Source organism: Frankia sp. CcCS3 (assembly GCF_977927575.1).
In genome coordinates this window covers 1-14815 of the sequence record NZ_CDWRCL010000093.1, presented here as the reverse complement: position 1 = coordinate 14815, position 14815 = coordinate 1, and the positions used below count along the sequence as shown (strand labels likewise).

The following is a 14815-nucleotide window of genomic DNA, read 5'->3' as shown; positions in this document are numbered from 1 at the left end:
GCTTAACTTCGAAGAGCCCGTATGATACCCTGCCGCGACAAGAACGCAACCCCGCCCCGGCAACATCAGAACGCCTCCTCCGGCAGTTCCATGAGCCCGAGGCCGGTGGACTCCAGCGATACCCGGCGCGCCGTCAACTCCGGTAGCACATTGGCCGCGAACCAGCGCGCGGCGGCCACCTTGCCCTGGTAAAAGGCGGCGTCCCGAGCGGACCGGGCCCCGGCGGATGCCGGAGAATCCTGGGTTCGCAGGGCTACCTCGGCGCCGCGCAGGAGCAGCCATCCGATGATCAGGTCGCCGAGGCTCATCAGCAGCCTCGTCGTATTCAGGCCGACCTTGTAGATCGCGGCGGCATCCTCGGCGGCGCCGGTGAGGAACCCGACCAGCGAATTCACCATGCTCTGGACGTCATCGAGAGCCACCCCCAGCGCCTCCCGCTCCGCCCGCAGCGCGCCGTTGCCGGCCTCCCCCTTCACGAACGTCTGGATCTCGCCCAGCACGGAGGTCAGCGCCTGCCCCTGGTCCCGGACGATCTTCCGGAAAAACAGGTCCTGGCCCTGGATCGACGTGGTGCCCTCGTAGAGAGTATCGATCTTGGCATCGCGGATGTACTGCTCGATCGGATAGTCCTGCAGGTACCCGGAACCACCGAGGATCTGCAGTGAAGAGGCGAGCAGCTCGTAGGACCGTTCGGAGCCGACCCCCTTGACGATCGGGAGCAGCAGGTCGTTGATGCGTTCGGCGAGCTCGTCGGTCTCCCCCCGCTCGCCGGCCAGCGCAACCCGGTCCTGGAACGTCGCGGTGTAGAGCATCAGCGAACGCATGCCCTCCGCATACACCTTCTGCATCATCAGCATCCGGCGGACATCCGGGTGATGGATGATCGTGACACGCGGTGCCGTCTTGTCCGACGCGCGGGCCAGGTCCGCACCCTGGACGCGGGTGCGGGCGAACTCGAGCGCGTTGAGATATCCGGTGGACAGCGTGGCGATGGCCTTGCTGCCCACCATCATCCGGGCGTACTCGATCACCTGGAACATCTGGGCGATGCCCTCGTGGACGTCACCGACCAGCCAGCCGACCGCCGGCGCCCGCTCACCGAACCGCAGCTCGCAGGTGGCGGAGACCTTCAGGCCCATCTTTTTCTCGATGTTCGTCACGTAGACGCCGTTGCGGGCGCCGGGCGCGCCGGTCCGCGGATCGGGCATGAACTTCGGCACCACGAACATCGACAGGCCCTTGGTCCCCGGGCCGTGCCCCTCCGGCCGGGCGAGCACGAGATGGATGATGTTCTCCGGGACATCCCAGTCCCCATTGGTGATGAACCGCTTCACGCCCTCGATGTGCCAGGTGCCGTCGGGCTGCTCGATCGCCCTGGTACGACCGGCCCCGACGTCGGAACCCGCGTCCGGCTCGGTGAGCACCATCGTCGCGCCCCAGTGCCGTTCAATGGCGAACTCGGCGAGCTGGCGCTGCCATTCGTTGCCGAGCCGGTGCAGGATCGCTGCGAACGTCGGGCCGGCCATGTACATGAAGATGGCCGGGTTCGCTCCGAGCAGCAGCTCCGAGGCCGCCCACGCGACGGTCGGGGACGCACCCAGTCCGCCCAGGTGCGGCGGAAGGTAGAGCCGCCACCACTCACCGTCCAGAACGGCCTGGTAGGACTTCTTGAACGACTCCGGCAGGGTCACCGATCCGGTCGCCGGATCCAGGGTCGGCGGATGACGGTCGGCGTCGGTGAAGGACTCGGCAACGGGTCCGGAGGCGAGGTGGTCGAGCTCGGCCAGCACCTCGCGCGCGGTCTCGGCGTCCATCTCCCCGAAGGGACCGGTGCCGAGCGTGCGATCGATCCCGAACACCTCGAACAGGTTGAACTCGATGTCTCGCAGATTGCTCCGGTAGTGGCCCATCAACGGCTCCTTCCCGGGACCGCCGGACATCGTGATCAGCCGATGCCGGCTAGCTACTCGTGAGTACGTTGTTCCCATGCTACTCACGAGTAACCCGTTGACAAGAGCGGCGGCTGGGAAGAAGTCGTCGCGATCCAACTTTTCTCCGACAAACGGGGAAGACCCGAGGCCGGGCACGTCTACTCTTGCCACTCATGCGCGACCCGGCCACCCAGGAGGTACGGCTCGCGGTCGTCATGACCGGTGGCGCGAGCCTCGCCGTCTGGATGGGCGGGGTCGCCACCGAGATCAACCTTGCGACCAGCCCGGACCGTGACCGGGCCGACGAAGCGGACGCTGCCGTCGCCGCCCGTTACGCCCGGCTGGCAGCCATCCTCGACGTCGAGGTCAGTGTGGACGTACTCGCCGGCACCTCGGCCGGTGGCATCAACGCCGCCATGCTGGGCTACGCGAACACCCACCACGCCGATCTCACCCCGCTGCGGGACCTGTGGCTGTCCCTCGGCTCGCTTGACGCGCTCATGCGCACCCCCCACGAAAAGACGTATCCTTCGCTACTGCACGGGGACACCGCCGTGCTGCCCGCGCTGCACACCGCCCTGGCAGCGGTGGGGGGAGACGGCCCGCCCCAACCGGGCCGGCGCGGACCGCCCGACATCGGTCTTCATCACCACGACGATCCTGCGCGGCGAGGTCGCCGAGCACGCCGACTCACTCGGCGGCACCATGTGCGACGTCGACCACCGGGGCCTGTTCGCCTTCGGCACGCAGGACCTGACCGACCCTGGCGCGGTCCCCCGTCTCGCCCTGGCCGCACGGGCCAGTTCCGCCTTTCCGGGCGCCTTCGAGCCGGCCTACGTGCCGGTGGGGCACGCCGTCGATGCCGCGCACCCGGACATGGCCCGCTACGTCAACGCCTCCCGCGGATTCCACGCCTCGGACGGCGGGATTCTGGTCAACCGCCCGATCGGACCGGCGCTGGCGGCCATCTTCGACCGGCCCGCCGAGCGCCAGGTCCGTCGCGTGCTCGCCTACGTCGTGCCCTCGCCGCGGATGCCGGTACCGATGACGGATCCGGCGGCACCGACCATGCCACCCGTGCCGCCCACACCACCCATGCCGCCCACACCGCCCGCGGTGATCCCCACCCTCCTCCAGATGCTCGGCGCGGCGCTGAACCAGTCGATCGGTACAGATCTGGCGACGCTGCGCGATCGTAACAGCGCCGTACGCGGTACGCGGGCGAACCGGCGACGGCTGCTGCGCCTTGCCCCGGCCGGTGGGCCCCGGTTAGCGGACGAGAGCGTCTATGACGCCTACCGCCGCAGCCTGGCAGAGGAGACCGCCCCACCGGTGATCGAGGCGTTGCTGCGCGTCCTCGGTGGTCGGTTCGACCTGCCCCGTCCCCCGGACACCGACGCGCTGCGCACCGACGCGGCCGGACCCGCCCGGATGACGAACGCCGCGGTCAACGCCGTGGTCCAGATGCTTCCCGACCGGCTGCCGACCACGGCCGACCTCGCCGACCTGTGGCGGCTGGGCCGGCCCGCGCTCGACGCCGCCAAGGGCCTGCTGATCAACATGATCAACGAAGGGTACGTCCTCTCCCCCGAGCCGGCGGACCGGATCCGACTCGCCCGGCTCGCGGCGGCCGTGCACGGCGCCTCGCGCGCCACCATCCGGAGCACCGGCACCGCAGGCACCGCAGGCACTGCAGGCACTGCGGGCACCGCGGCCCTGCGACCCGGCGTCTTCACGACGGTCGGCGAGACCCTCGGTGCGATGGCCGGGGCACCGTTGCTCGACGTCATCGCCGAGGCAGCCCGCCGCTGGTTGCGGACCGACCCGGAGGGCGACGCGGGGCAGGACGAGCTCACCGATCTCGTGGACCGGCGGTCCCCCGCGGCCCCGCCTCCGGCGGGACCAGAGACCAGGCCCGAGGGTCTCAGTCTCGGCCAGCGCCGGGCGGTGGCGGCCCGGACCCTCGCGGACTTCGTCGGGTACCTCCCGTCGACTCCCGCGGACGCCCTGATCGCCGTGCACCTGGTCGAGCGGAGCACCGGCGCCGCGGTCCTCGATCAACCGGTTGAGCTCGTCCAGATCAGCGCGGATCTACCGAACCGCCTCGATCCCGCCCGCGCGCTGGCCGAGGAGAAGGTCACAGGCCTGCAGCTGGGAAACTTCGGCGCCTTCGCGAAGTCCTCGTGGCGGGCCAACGACTGGATGTGGGGACGGCTGGACGGTGCGGGCTGGCTGGTCCGGATCATGCTGGATCCACGCCGGCTCATGATCCGCCGGGACACCGCCATCCCCGCCGTCCCCGCCGGTCACGCCCGTGCCGCGGCGCTGGCCCGCCGGGGCTGGCTGGTGGATCTGGTCGACGATCTCACCGAGGTGGCCGGCAGCCCGGCGCCACGGGAGGTACTCGACGAGCTTGGCTTTCTGACCGATCCGGACGCCCCCGTGCCGCCGAACCTGCCGGTCACGGCGACCTGGGTCGCCGCCGGCCTCCAACGGGACATCGCGGCCAAGGAGCTGGTGGGGGTCGCCGAGGCGGTGCGGCGCGACAACGAGGCCGGGGTCGATCCGCGGCCCACCGCCGACTTCCTCGCCGCCGTCGACCGGGCCCTGACCGCGGAACCAGCCCGGCCCGGAACGACGACCGGACCGGGGGCCTCGGCGGCACCGGAAGCGACGGGCCCCCCGAACCTGGACGAGCCGCGCGGCGCCAAGGTCATCTCGCTGGCCGCGGCCGCGGCCGCCAGGGTCGCCGCGGGACGGACCGGTGCCCATCGGCCGGTCGGCGTCGACAGTTCGGCTCTGGCGCGCCGACCGCCCCGGCCACCCGGGCTCAGCGGCGTCCTCGTCACGCCCGGCGCGCTGCCCCCGCGAGCGGTGGACGAGGTGCTCGAGGCCTGCCGCGTCTCGGACGAACGCATCACCGACGCGGCGCAGGGCCCGATTCTGGTGACCGCCCTGGCCCAGATCGTGGCGGTGGTCGTCGCCTGGGCGGCATCGACCCGCCGGCTGCCACGGCCCCTGCGACCGGTCGCCTTCCTCGCCCGGGCCGTCACCCGTCTCGCCTTCGAGATGATCCGGGATGTCACGCACGGCCGGCGGCGGATGACGATCGCGGTGGGAACAGCGATGGTCGGCCTCGGTACGGCCGGCGGGCTGACCGGTTCGGGCATCCTCGGCGGCCTGGGGATCGTCGTCGGCCTGATCGGCCTGCTGATGATCGGACTGACCGGCTGGCGGCACCTGCCCGGAGGACTGGCGGTCGTGGGAGCCGGGCTCATCGCGGTGTTCGCGGCGGCCGGTGCCGTTCCGGTGATCCATGACCGACTCTTCCCCTGGCTACACGACGACGTCGTGCCATACCTGGCCGATCATCCGTGGGCATGGGCGACCGTCTTCGGAGCCCTGGTGCTGCCGGCTCTCTGGTCCGTCGCCGAGGCCCTCACCACCCGCCGGGCCCGCCGCAACGGCTGATCATCCCGGTAGGCACGGCCCGGCGGTCCGCGCCACCGGCACCGGTGGCTCGGTGACGTGGTGACCCGGTTCAGGAGATGTCGGACCAGGTCAGGGTGCCCGTCGGGTCTCGAAGGCAGGACACCGGGCGGCCGGCGGAGTCCTGGACGATGCGCCCGACGTCCTCGGGGTCACAGTTCCCGCCCTCATCCGGCCGGGTCACGAGAGCCGGGGCGGGCGGCTCCGTGGACCATCGACCAATGCCGGCCGGGCCGCTCCCGCCGACGGGCGCGCAGAACAGCACAAGGCCGTTCACGGCGGTCGCGGGCGAGGTGTCCTCGGTGGGGGAACAGGCCTCTCCGACGAAGACGGAGGATGCTTGCGGAGTCGGCACCGGCGGTGACGCGACACCATCCGGGGCGGCGGAGGTTCCGGAGGGGCCCGGCGCCCGCGAGACGCCAGGCGTCGCAGCCGCGGCGGAGGCCCCGGGCGTGCCCGGGCCGCCCGGGTCCTGAGACGACGCACTCGGCATGACCACCGAGCCCGGCCGGGCGGCCGAGCCGCCGGACCCGCTCGACCCCGGATCCGAGCATCCGACGACCAGCGCGAGCAGCAGCCCCCCGGCCACGCTCAGGCCGAGACGGCCACGGCCTCGAAGACCACGGCCTCGAAGACCGCCACACACGGCGCACCTCCCGTCGCACCTCGGGAGCCGGAGTCATACCCCGGTCCAGGCCGCCCGATCTCAAGACCTGCGTTCCAGCTTAGGTAGCCTGCCGCTCACACCGTGGTCACTTGCCCGAACTGGGAGATCCGATCGTCCGCCGCCACGGGAACCAGCGTCCCGTCGGCCTCCATCTCCGCCGCGACCTGGGCCAGCCGAACGGCGGGCCGCGCCGGCAGCGGCGCGGTGCCCGCCTGGGTCCCGAGCTCCACCCAGCCGACCAGCGCCTCGTCCGACGTCAGCCCGAACGCCTCCCGGACCTCGGCGCTGCCCTGCATCGGCACCGACTTCCAGGCCGAGGCGACGCCGAGCGCGTGCGCGGCCAGGCAGATGTTCTGCGCCGCCGCCGCGGCCGAGGCGTCCTGCTCGGCGACCGGAACCTTCGAACCGACGTGGGAGGCGACGACGGCGATGAGCGCCGGGGAACGGGTGGCCTTGCCGGCGGTCTTGCGGATGACCGGCTCGGGCAACCCGCCGACGGTCTCGGCGGCCCGCTTGATCGCCGCCGCCAGGGTGGCGCGAGCATCGCCCCGCACGACCACGAAGCGCCAGGGCCGCAGCATCTTGTGATCCGGCGCCGTGGTGGCGGCACTAAGTATGATCATAATCTGCTCCGCCGTCGGACCGGGTTCGACGAGCCGGGTCGCTGTACGGCGCGTCATCAGGCAGGCGAGAGCGTCCATGAAAACTCCTTGGGGGATCGCGGTTCGGGGAACCCGGGAAGTACCGGTCTCCCGGCCGGCGACCGCGACCCGGCCGGCGGTGACAGCCGCCGGTGGATCTGGAACAGCGACAGGTTACCGTAGAGATTGCCCCGCTCGAACCTCCGCCGGGAGGCTCTCGTCACCGCCGTCGTTGAAATAGACCATCTGGCCAAGCGATACGGGTCCCAGCGCGCCGTCCGGGACGTGAGTTTCACGGTGCGGGAAGGGAACATCACCGGTTTTCTGGGGCCGAACGGCCCCGGCAAGACAACGACGCCGCGCATCCTGCTGGGTCTGGTCACCCCTGGTTGCTGGCTCTGGTCACCCCTGGCTCCGGCAGCGTGGTGGTCTTTGGTGGCTGCGGGGCGGTCGAGGTGAACGCGGGCGGCTGGGGAGTGTTGGCCCAGGTGGCGGCGCTCCTCGCGGTGCGGCGGGAGCTGCCGTCATGACCGCGCCAAGCCGGCCGTCGGCGGATGAACCGCCCGGGTCGCGCCGTCCCGGCCGGGACTCGACGGTGGCACCGGCGTGGGACGGGTCACCTCAGGCGACTCGGGTACGCACATCCCCCACCGCCTCGGGTCGCGATCGGCCTACCATCCAGCATATGGTGCCGTGCCCGACCTGCGCGGAGGACAACCCCGAGCGGGCGCGCTTCTGCTCCGGATGTGGGAATCCCCTTCCCACCCCGGGGAGCGGCGCCCGGAAAACCGTGACGATCATGTTCGTGGACATCACCGGGTCCACCGACATCGGCGAGAGAATCGACTCCGAACCGCTGCAGCAGGTCATGTGGCGGTTCTTCACCACCGTCCGTGAAGTGATCTACACCCACGGCGGGTCGGTCGAGAAGTTCATTGGCGACGCCGTCTTCGCCGTCTTCGGCATTCCCGTGCTGCACGAGGACGACGCGCTGCGCGCGGGTCGCGCCGCCCTCGACATCCGGGCGGCGATGGAGGCGCTCAACGCCGACCTGCAGCGCGAGTGGGGCCTGAAACTGCGGGTGCGGATCGGGATCAACACCGGCGAGGTGACCGTCGCCGGCGGTGGCGTCACCGGCGATCCGGTGAACGTCGCCTCCCGGCTGGAACACGCCGCTCCCCCTGACGAGATCCTCATCGGGGACACCACCTACCGCTTCATCCGGCACAGCGTCACGGTGAGCCCGCTCGGCCCCTTGGTCGTCCAGGGCAAGCGCGACCCGCTGCGGGTGCACCGATTGATCGGGCTGGTCGACCCGACCGCGGGTCCCGGCAGCCGGGCCCCGACCCACGGCTTCACCGCCCCGGTCATCGGGCGTAACCGGGAACGCCGCCGGCTGCAGGACGCCTTCGAGGCCGTGGTCGAGGAACGCACCTGCCACCTGTTCACCGTGCTGGGCCCGGCGGGCATCGGCAAGTCCCGGATGGTCGGCGAGTTCTGCGCGGCCATGGCGAACCGGGCGACCGTGCTCACCGGGCGTTGCCTGTCCTACGGCGAGGGCATCGCCTACTGGCCGCTGATGGAGATGGTGCGCCAGGCCACCGGTCTGTCCGCCGACGAGAGCGCCCCGGACGGGCGGCGTCGGCTGCGGGAACTGCTCGACGGTGTCACCCAGGCGGCGGAGATCGTCGAGGCGCTCGCGCCCCTGGTGGGGCTGGGCGGCGCGGAACTCGGTCCGCAGGAGAGCTTCTGGGCCGTCCGGTCCTTCTTCCAGGCGCTGGCGGCCCGACGCCCGCTGATCCTGTGGTTCGACGACGTGCACTGGGCCGAGCCGACCCTGCTCGACCTGCTGGAGAACATCGCCGACTGGTCCCGCGACGCCCTCATCATGCTGCTGTGCCTGGCCCGCCCGGAACTGCTGGAGGAGCGGCGGGACTGGGGAGGCGGCAAACTCAACGCCACCTCGATGCTGCTGGCGCCGCTGACCGAGGCACGCTGCCAGCGCCTGATCCGCACCCTGATGGGCTCCGACGACCTCGACCCGGCCCTCGTCTCCCGGATCACTACCTCCGCGGCCGGCAACCCACTGTTCGTCGAGCAGATGGTGGCGGCCCTCGTCGACGACGGCCTGCTGCGCCGGGAGGGCAGCCGGTGGATCGCCACCGGCAGCCTGCGCAACGTGACGGTGCCGCCGACCATCTCGTCCCTGCTCGCGGCCCGGCTCGACCGGCTCGACCCGCCCGAACGGCGGGTCCTTGAACGCGCCGCCATCGTGGGGGAACGCTTCTACCTCGACGCCGTCATCGACCTGTCGGACCCGAACGAACAGCCGATGGTCGCCGCCCACTGCCTGAGCCTGGTCCGCAAGGAACTGGTGCATCCGGATCGGTCCGACCTGCCCGGCGTCGAGGCGTTCCGGTTCCTGCACGTGCTGCTGCGCGACTGCGCCTACCAGTCCACCGCCAAACGGCAGCGCGCCGATCTGCACCAGCGGTTCGCCCAGTGGCTGCAGACCCGGCTGGAGGGCGGCCCCGGTGAGCACGACGAACTGGTCGGCTACCACCTGGAGCAGGCGTTCCGTTACCGGGTGGAGATCGGGCAGCGCGACACCGAGACGGTCGAGCTGGGCCGATCCGCGGCGACCTGTCTGATCGAGGCGGCGGACCGGGTGCGCCAGGGCGACGAGACCGGCGCGGCCCAGCTGCTCAAGCGGGCCATCACCCTGCTGCCCGAGACGGACCCGCTGCGGCTACGGGCCGAGATCGACCTCGGCTGGGCGCTGTACTCGTTCGGCCGGCTCTCCGACGCCGAGCGCATCCTGCGCCAGGTGACCGAGCGGGCCCGGCGCGCCGGGGAGGAGGGCCTGCGGGCCCACGCCCGGCTCGCGTACCTGCGGGTGCTGTTCTCCACCGATCCGGAGGGCCTGGTCGCCAGGACGCTGACCGAAGCCGCGGCGTGCCTGACCAACTTCGTGCAGGCCGGCGACGAGGTCGGCGCGGCGCTCGCCTGCCGCAGCCAGGCCAACGCCTACCTGGCGGCCGGGCAGTTCGCCGCGGCCGAGCGGGCGATGGAGAACGCCGTCCGGCATGCGGAAGAGTCCGGCGTGCCCCGGGCCGCGCAGTCGCTGCGCCGGGAGCTCACCATGCTCATGAGCTGGGGGCCCCGGCCAGTCGCCGTCGGGATCACCCGGGCAAACGAGGCCCTCGACGCCGCTGACGACGACCGGGCTCTGCGTCGGACCGTGCTCGCCCAGCTCGCGGTCCTCACCGCCATGTCGGGGGATCTGGAGGGCGCGCAGATCCATCTCAAGGCGACCGAGGAGATCGTTCACGACCTGCGCGCCCCTCGGGTCGACCCCTTTCATGGCGGGTTCGTCGTGGCCCGGGTGGCACTGCTCGCCGACGAGCTGGCAGTCGCCGAGCGGGAGCTGCGGCGAAGCTGCCGGCAGCTGTCCCGGATGGGGGAACGCGCGTTCCTGGCCAACCGGGCCGCGGCACTCGCCGACGTTCTCGTCCGGCTCGGCAAGGTCGACGACGCGGGCAAGTACGTCACCCGGTGTCGGGACGCCGCCGCCGCCGACCAGCTACCGGCCCAGGCCGGATGGTGCGGGGTCCACGCGAAGCTCTTGGCGCTGCGCGGCCGCGATGCCGAGGCCCTCCGGTTCGCCGACACCGCCGTCGATCTCGCCAGCCGCACCGACGACACCGACGGCCAGGGACACGCGCTGCTGTCCCGCGCCGAGGTGCTCTACCGGGCCGGCTGCAAGGACGACGCCGCCGAGAGCCTGGAAGCTGGCATCACCCGGTATCTGCACCGGGGCAACGTCGCCGCGGCAAACCTCGGCCGCCGGCTGTTCGGCACGCTCGACGGCCCCCCGCCAGGGACGGGAGGCCCCTCGCCGGGAACGGGATAGCGGGGCGGCCCGCGCCCGCACGCTCAGCGCAGCAGTCCGCGCAGCCGCGCCTGTTCCTGCAACCAGTACATCTCCTGCGCCCACAACCGCAGCCGCTCGACGGCGGCGAGCTCGCCGGCCAGAGCCTGCGCCACGGACGGCCGGCTCAGCACCTCAACGCCGAGGGGCGCCCACTGCCAGTCGGCCTCCTCCTCGCAGGCTCGCTGGTAGGCGGCCCGCCGCAGGGCTATCTCGGCAAGGGCGAAATCGACCTGCTCGGAGAGCAGGTCGAGACGCGCAAACAGGTCCGCGTCACGAACCCACGGACGGCCGCTATAAGCGGGCAATGGAACGGGCCGCGCAGACATATTGGGGGAAGGGTACGAGCCCGCGGACACCGGGAACAACACGCATCCCGGAACAGACCCCTGAGCTGCGGTTTATTCTTCCACCCGGCCGGAATCGGCGACCCCCTCGGGGAGAACCCGGTGGACACCCGAGTCGGGTGAGACGACGGTCGGGACGTGAGCAACGGAGGTCCGAGGGTAACGCCTACGGTACGGCGTCCATGGTGCCGATCAGATCCGTAAGCCAGCCTGGGGGTCTTTCGGTGAGTCTCACACCACCCGTCCTGCTGATGGTGCTCGGTTTTCCACTCTTCGTGATGGCGGGGATGCTCATGATGGGCGGGATCGAGAAACGTCTGATCGGCTCCCGCGGGTTGCTCTCCCTGGTCACCGAGGACGGCACCGCCTCGGTGGGCGACTCCGGACCATCCGGTGCACGACCGTCACCCAGCGCACCCGCCACCCTCAGCGCACCCGCGTCATCGGGCGATCGGACGTCACCGCTCATCAGCTGAGCCGTCTCCCAGCCTGCGGGGTGCGGACAGGTGAGGCGGCGGTCAGCGGCGGCGGGATCCCCCGCCGACCCGCAGTCGACCGTCGAGACCGGCCTCCCGCAACAACGCGGCGAACGCCGGCGTGGGTGCCTGGATCTCCAGACGTGAGTGCACCCGGCGGAGCAGCAGATCGGCGCGGAGCAGAGCGGCGAGCCCCGGGATGTCGATCGAGCGCAGGCCCGCGACATCCACCGTGACCGTCCCCCCGCCCCGGCCGAGATGCTCGCCGATCTGCTCACGGAACCGGAGCCGCCCGGCAGTGTCGAGTTCCCCGGCGAGTTCGATGAGCACGTCCTCGCCTGTCCGCTGCACGGACATCCGCAAGGCTCCAGCATCCACCCGCATGACTTCCACCCCCCGATGTCGTCACTGCGTGGGGTCACCCCCCGATCAGTTACGCAGAGTAACATGCCTCGGTTGGCTGGATCCCCGGCGGACGTCAGCCGGCGCGCAGACGCTTGATCAGAGCGTTTGTCGAGCTATCATGCCCCAGCTCCGGTTCCTGCTCGGACCCGAGTTCCGGAATGATCCGACCGGCCAGCACCTTGCCGAGCTCCACGCCCCACTGGTCGAAACTGTTGATCCCCCAGATGACACCCTGGGTGAACACCTTGTGCTCGTACAGTGCGATCAGCTGACCGAGGGTGAATGGAGTCAGCTGCTGGGCGAGCAGGGTGTTCGAGGGTCGATTACCCGGGAAGGTCCGATGTGCAACGAGGCCCGGCGCGACACCCTCGGCGGCCACCTCCGCGGCTGTCCGGCCGAACGCGAGGGCCTCCGTCTGCGCCAGGAAGTTGGCCAGCAGCAGGGCATGCTGGTCCACCCCGGCGCCGTCCGCCGTGCCCACCCCGGGATGGTTCGGCCGGACGAAGCCGATGAAATCAGCCGGGACGATCGTCGTCCCCTGGTGCAGGAGCTGATAGTACGCATGCTGTCCGTTCGTGCCGGGAGTCCCCCAGACGATCGGTCCGGTCGGCGTCGGCACGGGCCGCCCGGTGAGATCGACCGACTTCCCGTTGCTCTCCATGTCCAGCTGCTGGAGATAAGCCGGGAATCGGCCCAGGTAGTGGCTGTAGGGCAGCACCGCGTGCGTCGCGGTACCGAAGAAGTCGCGGTACCACAGGCCGATCAGGCCGAGCAGAACCGGAAGGTTCCGCTCGAACGGAGCCGTCCGGAAGTGCGTGTCCATGGCGGCGAAACCGGCGAGGAACTCCCGGAAGTTCGGCGTCCCGATCGTGATCATCAGCGAGAGGCCGATCGCGGAGTCCACCGAGTACCGGCCGCCCACCCAGTCCCAGAACTCGAACATGTTCTCGGTGTCGATACCGAACTCGGCGACCTTCTCGGCATTCGTGGAGACCGCGACGAAATGCCGGGAAACGGCGTCCTCGCCGAGCAGGCCGGTGAGCCAGGACCGCGCGGCCCGCGCATTGGAGATCGTTTCCAGGGTGGTGAACGTCTTGGACGAGACGATGAACAGGGTGCTGGCCGGATCGAGATCGGCGGTGGCCTCCCAGATGTCGGTGGGGTCGACGTTGGAGACGAACCGGACTTCGATCGACCGGTCGGCATAGTCGCGCAGGGCGTCGTAGGCCATGGCGGGTCCCAGGTCGGAGCCGCCGATGCCGATGTTGACCACCGTCCGGATCCGCTCACCGGTGGCACCCAGCCATTCTCCCGACCGCACCCGGTCGGCGAATCGGGACATCGCGTCGAGCACCCGATGCACGTCGGGGACGACGTCGGCGCCATCCACCTCGATCCGGGTGCCGGCCGGGGCGCGCAACGCCACGTGCAACACCGGTCGGTTCTCGGTGACGTTGATCCTCTCGCCCTGGAACATCGCCTCGATCCGGTCCGCCAGCCCGGCGCGCCGGGCCAGCGCGGTCAGCAACTCGACGGTGCGCGCGGTCAGCCGGTTCTTGGAGTAGTCAAGATAGAGTCCGTCCGATTCGACGGCGAACGTCTCGCCACGCCGGGGATCGGCGGCGAACAGATCCCGCAGGGACACCTCGGAGATCTCGCGCAGATGCGTGGTGAGCGCCGCCCATTCCTCGGTCGCGGTGATGTCCAGCGGAGCCACCGGGGCAGCGGGCTCGGTTGTCGACATGACGTGGGATGCCCTTCCTCGCAGGTTCAACATGTGCCGCAGTGCCCATCATCCGCACTGCGGCGACGGCGGCGCTCGCCAGCCCCGTCGGCCTGCCCGTGTCGCCGATCCGGCACGCCGGACCGGCCGGCCGGGGGTAGGGAATGGGGGGTCAGGGCCGTAGGATCACCAGGAACCCGACGAAGGGCGTCATTGCAGGCCAGGATGGTTCTCGGCGCACGGGTGGCGGTACAGCGGATGCCCGGCGTGGTAGCGGACGGATCTGGACCTTGTTGATAGATAAATCTCGGGTGGAGGCGGCGCTTCCCGGTTACTCCGTCGAGGGCGACCCGGGCCGGGGTGGCTACGGGCTCGTGCTGGCCGGCCAGCACCGGCTCATCGGCCGCAAGGTCGCGATCAAGATCCTGCTGGACACCTCCGACGACCCCGATCTGCGTGCCCGCTTCCTGTCCGAGGCTCGGGTGCTGGCTGAACTGGACCATCCGCACATCGTGCGTATCCACGACTACGTGGAGCACGAGGGCACCTGCCTGCTCGTCATGGAGCTGCTCTCCGGCGGCACGCTCAAACAGCGGATGAGCTCGGGACCGGTCTCCGCCGAGACCACCTGCTCGATCGGGCTCGCGGCCGCGGCCGCCCTCGCCACAGCGCACGGCCACGGAGTGCTGCACCGGGACATCAAGCCGGACAACATCATGTTCGTCGGCGACGGGCTGCTGAAGGTGACCGACTTCGGCATCGCCAAGATTTTCGACCGAGTGGAGACCACCGCCAGCGCGATCCTGGGAACGCCGCGTTACATGGCTCCCGAGCAGATCATAGGGACGCGTCTCTTCCCGTCCACCGATCTTTACGCCCTCGCGGGTGTGCTCTACGAGATGATCGCCAACCGACCGCTGTTCGGCCGTCAGATGGCGGTGCAGCCGCTGACCCACCACCATCTGACAAGCATGCCGGAACCGCTCACCATGGTTCCGCCACCCGTCTCCGCGGTGATCCTGCGGGCGCTGGCGAAGGATCCGGGCACCCGCTTCGCCGACGCCGCCGACTTCGCCCTGGAACTCGCCCGAGCGAGCAGCCGCGCGTTCGGCCGTAAACATTCACCTGCTTTAGCGATCTTGCTGTGGGTGACGGTTCACGGGCATGGCTGTGGGCCGCGCCGGGCGGGGTGGTTGGGGTCGGCT

At 70.7% G+C, this 14815-nt stretch carries 12 protein-coding genes and 1 pseudogene; 6 read left to right on the top strand and 7 right to left on the bottom strand.

Annotated elements, in window-relative coordinates; genetic code table 11:
- Nucleotides 1–65 precede the first annotated feature (65 nt).
- Nucleotides 66–1910 carry an acyl-CoA dehydrogenase gene (locus tag AC08OQ_RS10425; RefSeq protein ID WP_462186449.1) on the bottom strand — a complete coding sequence of 615 codons (1845 nt, stop codon included), beginning with the start codon at nt 1908–1910 and terminating at the stop codon, nt 66–68.
- Nucleotides 1911–2089: 179 nt separating this feature from the next.
- The gene (locus tag AC08OQ_RS10420) at nt 2090–2446 is read right to left on the bottom strand and encodes a hypothetical protein (RefSeq protein WP_476605092.1); all 357 of its coding nucleotides are present in this window, start codon (nt 2444–2446) and stop codon (nt 2090–2092) included.
- 130 nt (nt 2447–2576) lie between these two features.
- Between AC08OQ_RS10420 and AC08OQ_RS10415 the strand changes: the two genes are divergently transcribed.
- Nucleotides 2577–5402 carry a patatin-like protein gene (locus AC08OQ_RS10415; RefSeq protein WP_476612012.1) on the top strand — a complete coding sequence of 942 codons (2826 nt, stop codon included), beginning with the start codon at nt 2577–2579 and terminating at the stop codon, nt 5400–5402.
- Nucleotides 5403–5472: 70 nt separating this feature from the next.
- On the opposite strand, the gene AC08OQ_RS10410 is transcribed toward AC08OQ_RS10415, so the two are convergent.
- Together AC08OQ_RS10410 and AC08OQ_RS10405 are read right to left on the bottom strand one after the other, a co-directional pair.
- Nucleotides 5473–6009 (bottom strand): hypothetical protein, encoded by a 537-nt coding sequence (locus tag AC08OQ_RS10410; protein ID WP_476600959.1) that lies wholly within the window; start codon nt 6007–6009, stop codon nt 5473–5475.
- A gap of 152 nt (nt 6010–6161) precedes the next feature.
- Nucleotides 6162–6788 (bottom strand): nitroreductase family protein, encoded by a 627-nt coding sequence (locus AC08OQ_RS10405; protein WP_462202729.1) that lies wholly within the window; start codon nt 6786–6788, stop codon nt 6162–6164.
- A 186-nt stretch (nt 6789–6974) separates the two neighbouring features.
- Here AC08OQ_RS10405 and AC08OQ_RS10400 point away from each other — a divergent pair.
- The 3 genes and pseudogenes from AC08OQ_RS10400 to AC08OQ_RS10390 form a co-directional block, all read left to right on the top strand.
- Nucleotides 6975–7115 (top strand): annotated as a pseudogene (locus tag AC08OQ_RS10400) (ATP-binding cassette domain-containing protein); the annotation flags it as partial.
- A gap of 2 nt (nt 7116–7117) precedes the next feature.
- Complete coding sequence (locus AC08OQ_RS10395) at nt 7118–7258, top strand: hypothetical protein (RefSeq protein ID WP_476600965.1); 141 nt, start codon at nt 7118–7120, stop codon at nt 7256–7258.
- Nucleotides 7259–7413: 155 nt separating this feature from the next.
- The gene (locus AC08OQ_RS10390) at nt 7414–10641 is read left to right on the top strand and encodes an AAA family ATPase (protein ID WP_476600957.1); all 3228 of its coding nucleotides are present in this window, start codon (nt 7414–7416) and stop codon (nt 10639–10641) included.
- A gap of 23 nt (nt 10642–10664) precedes the next feature.
- Here AC08OQ_RS10390 and AC08OQ_RS10385 read toward each other — a convergent pair whose 3' ends face one another.
- Nucleotides 10665–10967: a hypothetical protein gene (locus AC08OQ_RS10385; RefSeq protein WP_462186454.1), complete on the bottom strand. Its 303-nt coding sequence runs from the start codon at nt 10965–10967 to the stop codon at nt 10665–10667.
- Between the two features lie 263 nt (nt 10968–11230).
- On the opposite strand from AC08OQ_RS10385, the gene AC08OQ_RS10380 reads away from it, so the two are divergent.
- Nucleotides 11231–11482 carry a hypothetical protein gene (locus AC08OQ_RS10380; protein WP_462186455.1) on the top strand — a complete coding sequence of 84 codons (252 nt, stop codon included), beginning with the start codon at nt 11231–11233 and terminating at the stop codon, nt 11480–11482.
- 42 nt (nt 11483–11524) lie between these two features.
- Here AC08OQ_RS10380 and AC08OQ_RS10375 read toward each other — a convergent pair whose 3' ends face one another.
- The gene (locus AC08OQ_RS10375) at nt 11525–11866 is read right to left on the bottom strand and encodes an STAS domain-containing protein (RefSeq protein ID WP_462202732.1); all 342 of its coding nucleotides are present in this window, start codon (nt 11864–11866) and stop codon (nt 11525–11527) included.
- A gap of 94 nt (nt 11867–11960) precedes the next feature.
- The gene (pgi, locus tag AC08OQ_RS10370) at nt 11961–13631 is read right to left on the bottom strand and encodes a glucose-6-phosphate isomerase (protein ID WP_476605094.1); all 1671 of its coding nucleotides are present in this window, start codon (nt 13629–13631) and stop codon (nt 11961–11963) included.
- Between the two features lie 269 nt (nt 13632–13900).
- On the opposite strand from pgi, the gene AC08OQ_RS10365 reads away from it, so the two are divergent.
- Nucleotides 13901–14815: serine/threonine-protein kinase (locus tag AC08OQ_RS10365; protein WP_476612011.1), on the top strand; the 915-nt coding region annotated here is incomplete at its 3' end.

Bases quoted from the DNA above. Each gene is read 5' to 3' on its own strand.
- AC08OQ_RS10390 (WP_476600957.1), top strand. From the start codon at position 7,414: ATGGTGCCGTGCCCGACCTGCGCGGAGGACAACCCCGAGCGGGCGCGC.
- pgi (WP_476605094.1), bottom strand. From the start codon at position 13,631: ATGTCGACAACCGAGCCCGCTGCCCCGGTGGCTCCGCTGGACATCACC.
- AC08OQ_RS10405 (WP_462202729.1), bottom strand. From the start codon at position 6,788: ATGGACGCTCTCGCCTGCCTGATGACGCGCCGTACAGCGACCCGGCTC.
- AC08OQ_RS10375 (WP_462202732.1), bottom strand. From the start codon at position 11,866: ATGCGGGTGGATGCTGGAGCCTTGCGGATGTCCGTGCAGCGGACAGGC.
- AC08OQ_RS10425 (WP_462186449.1), bottom strand. From the start codon at position 1,910: ATGGGCCACTACCGGAGCAATCTGCGAGACATCGAGTTCAACCTGTTC.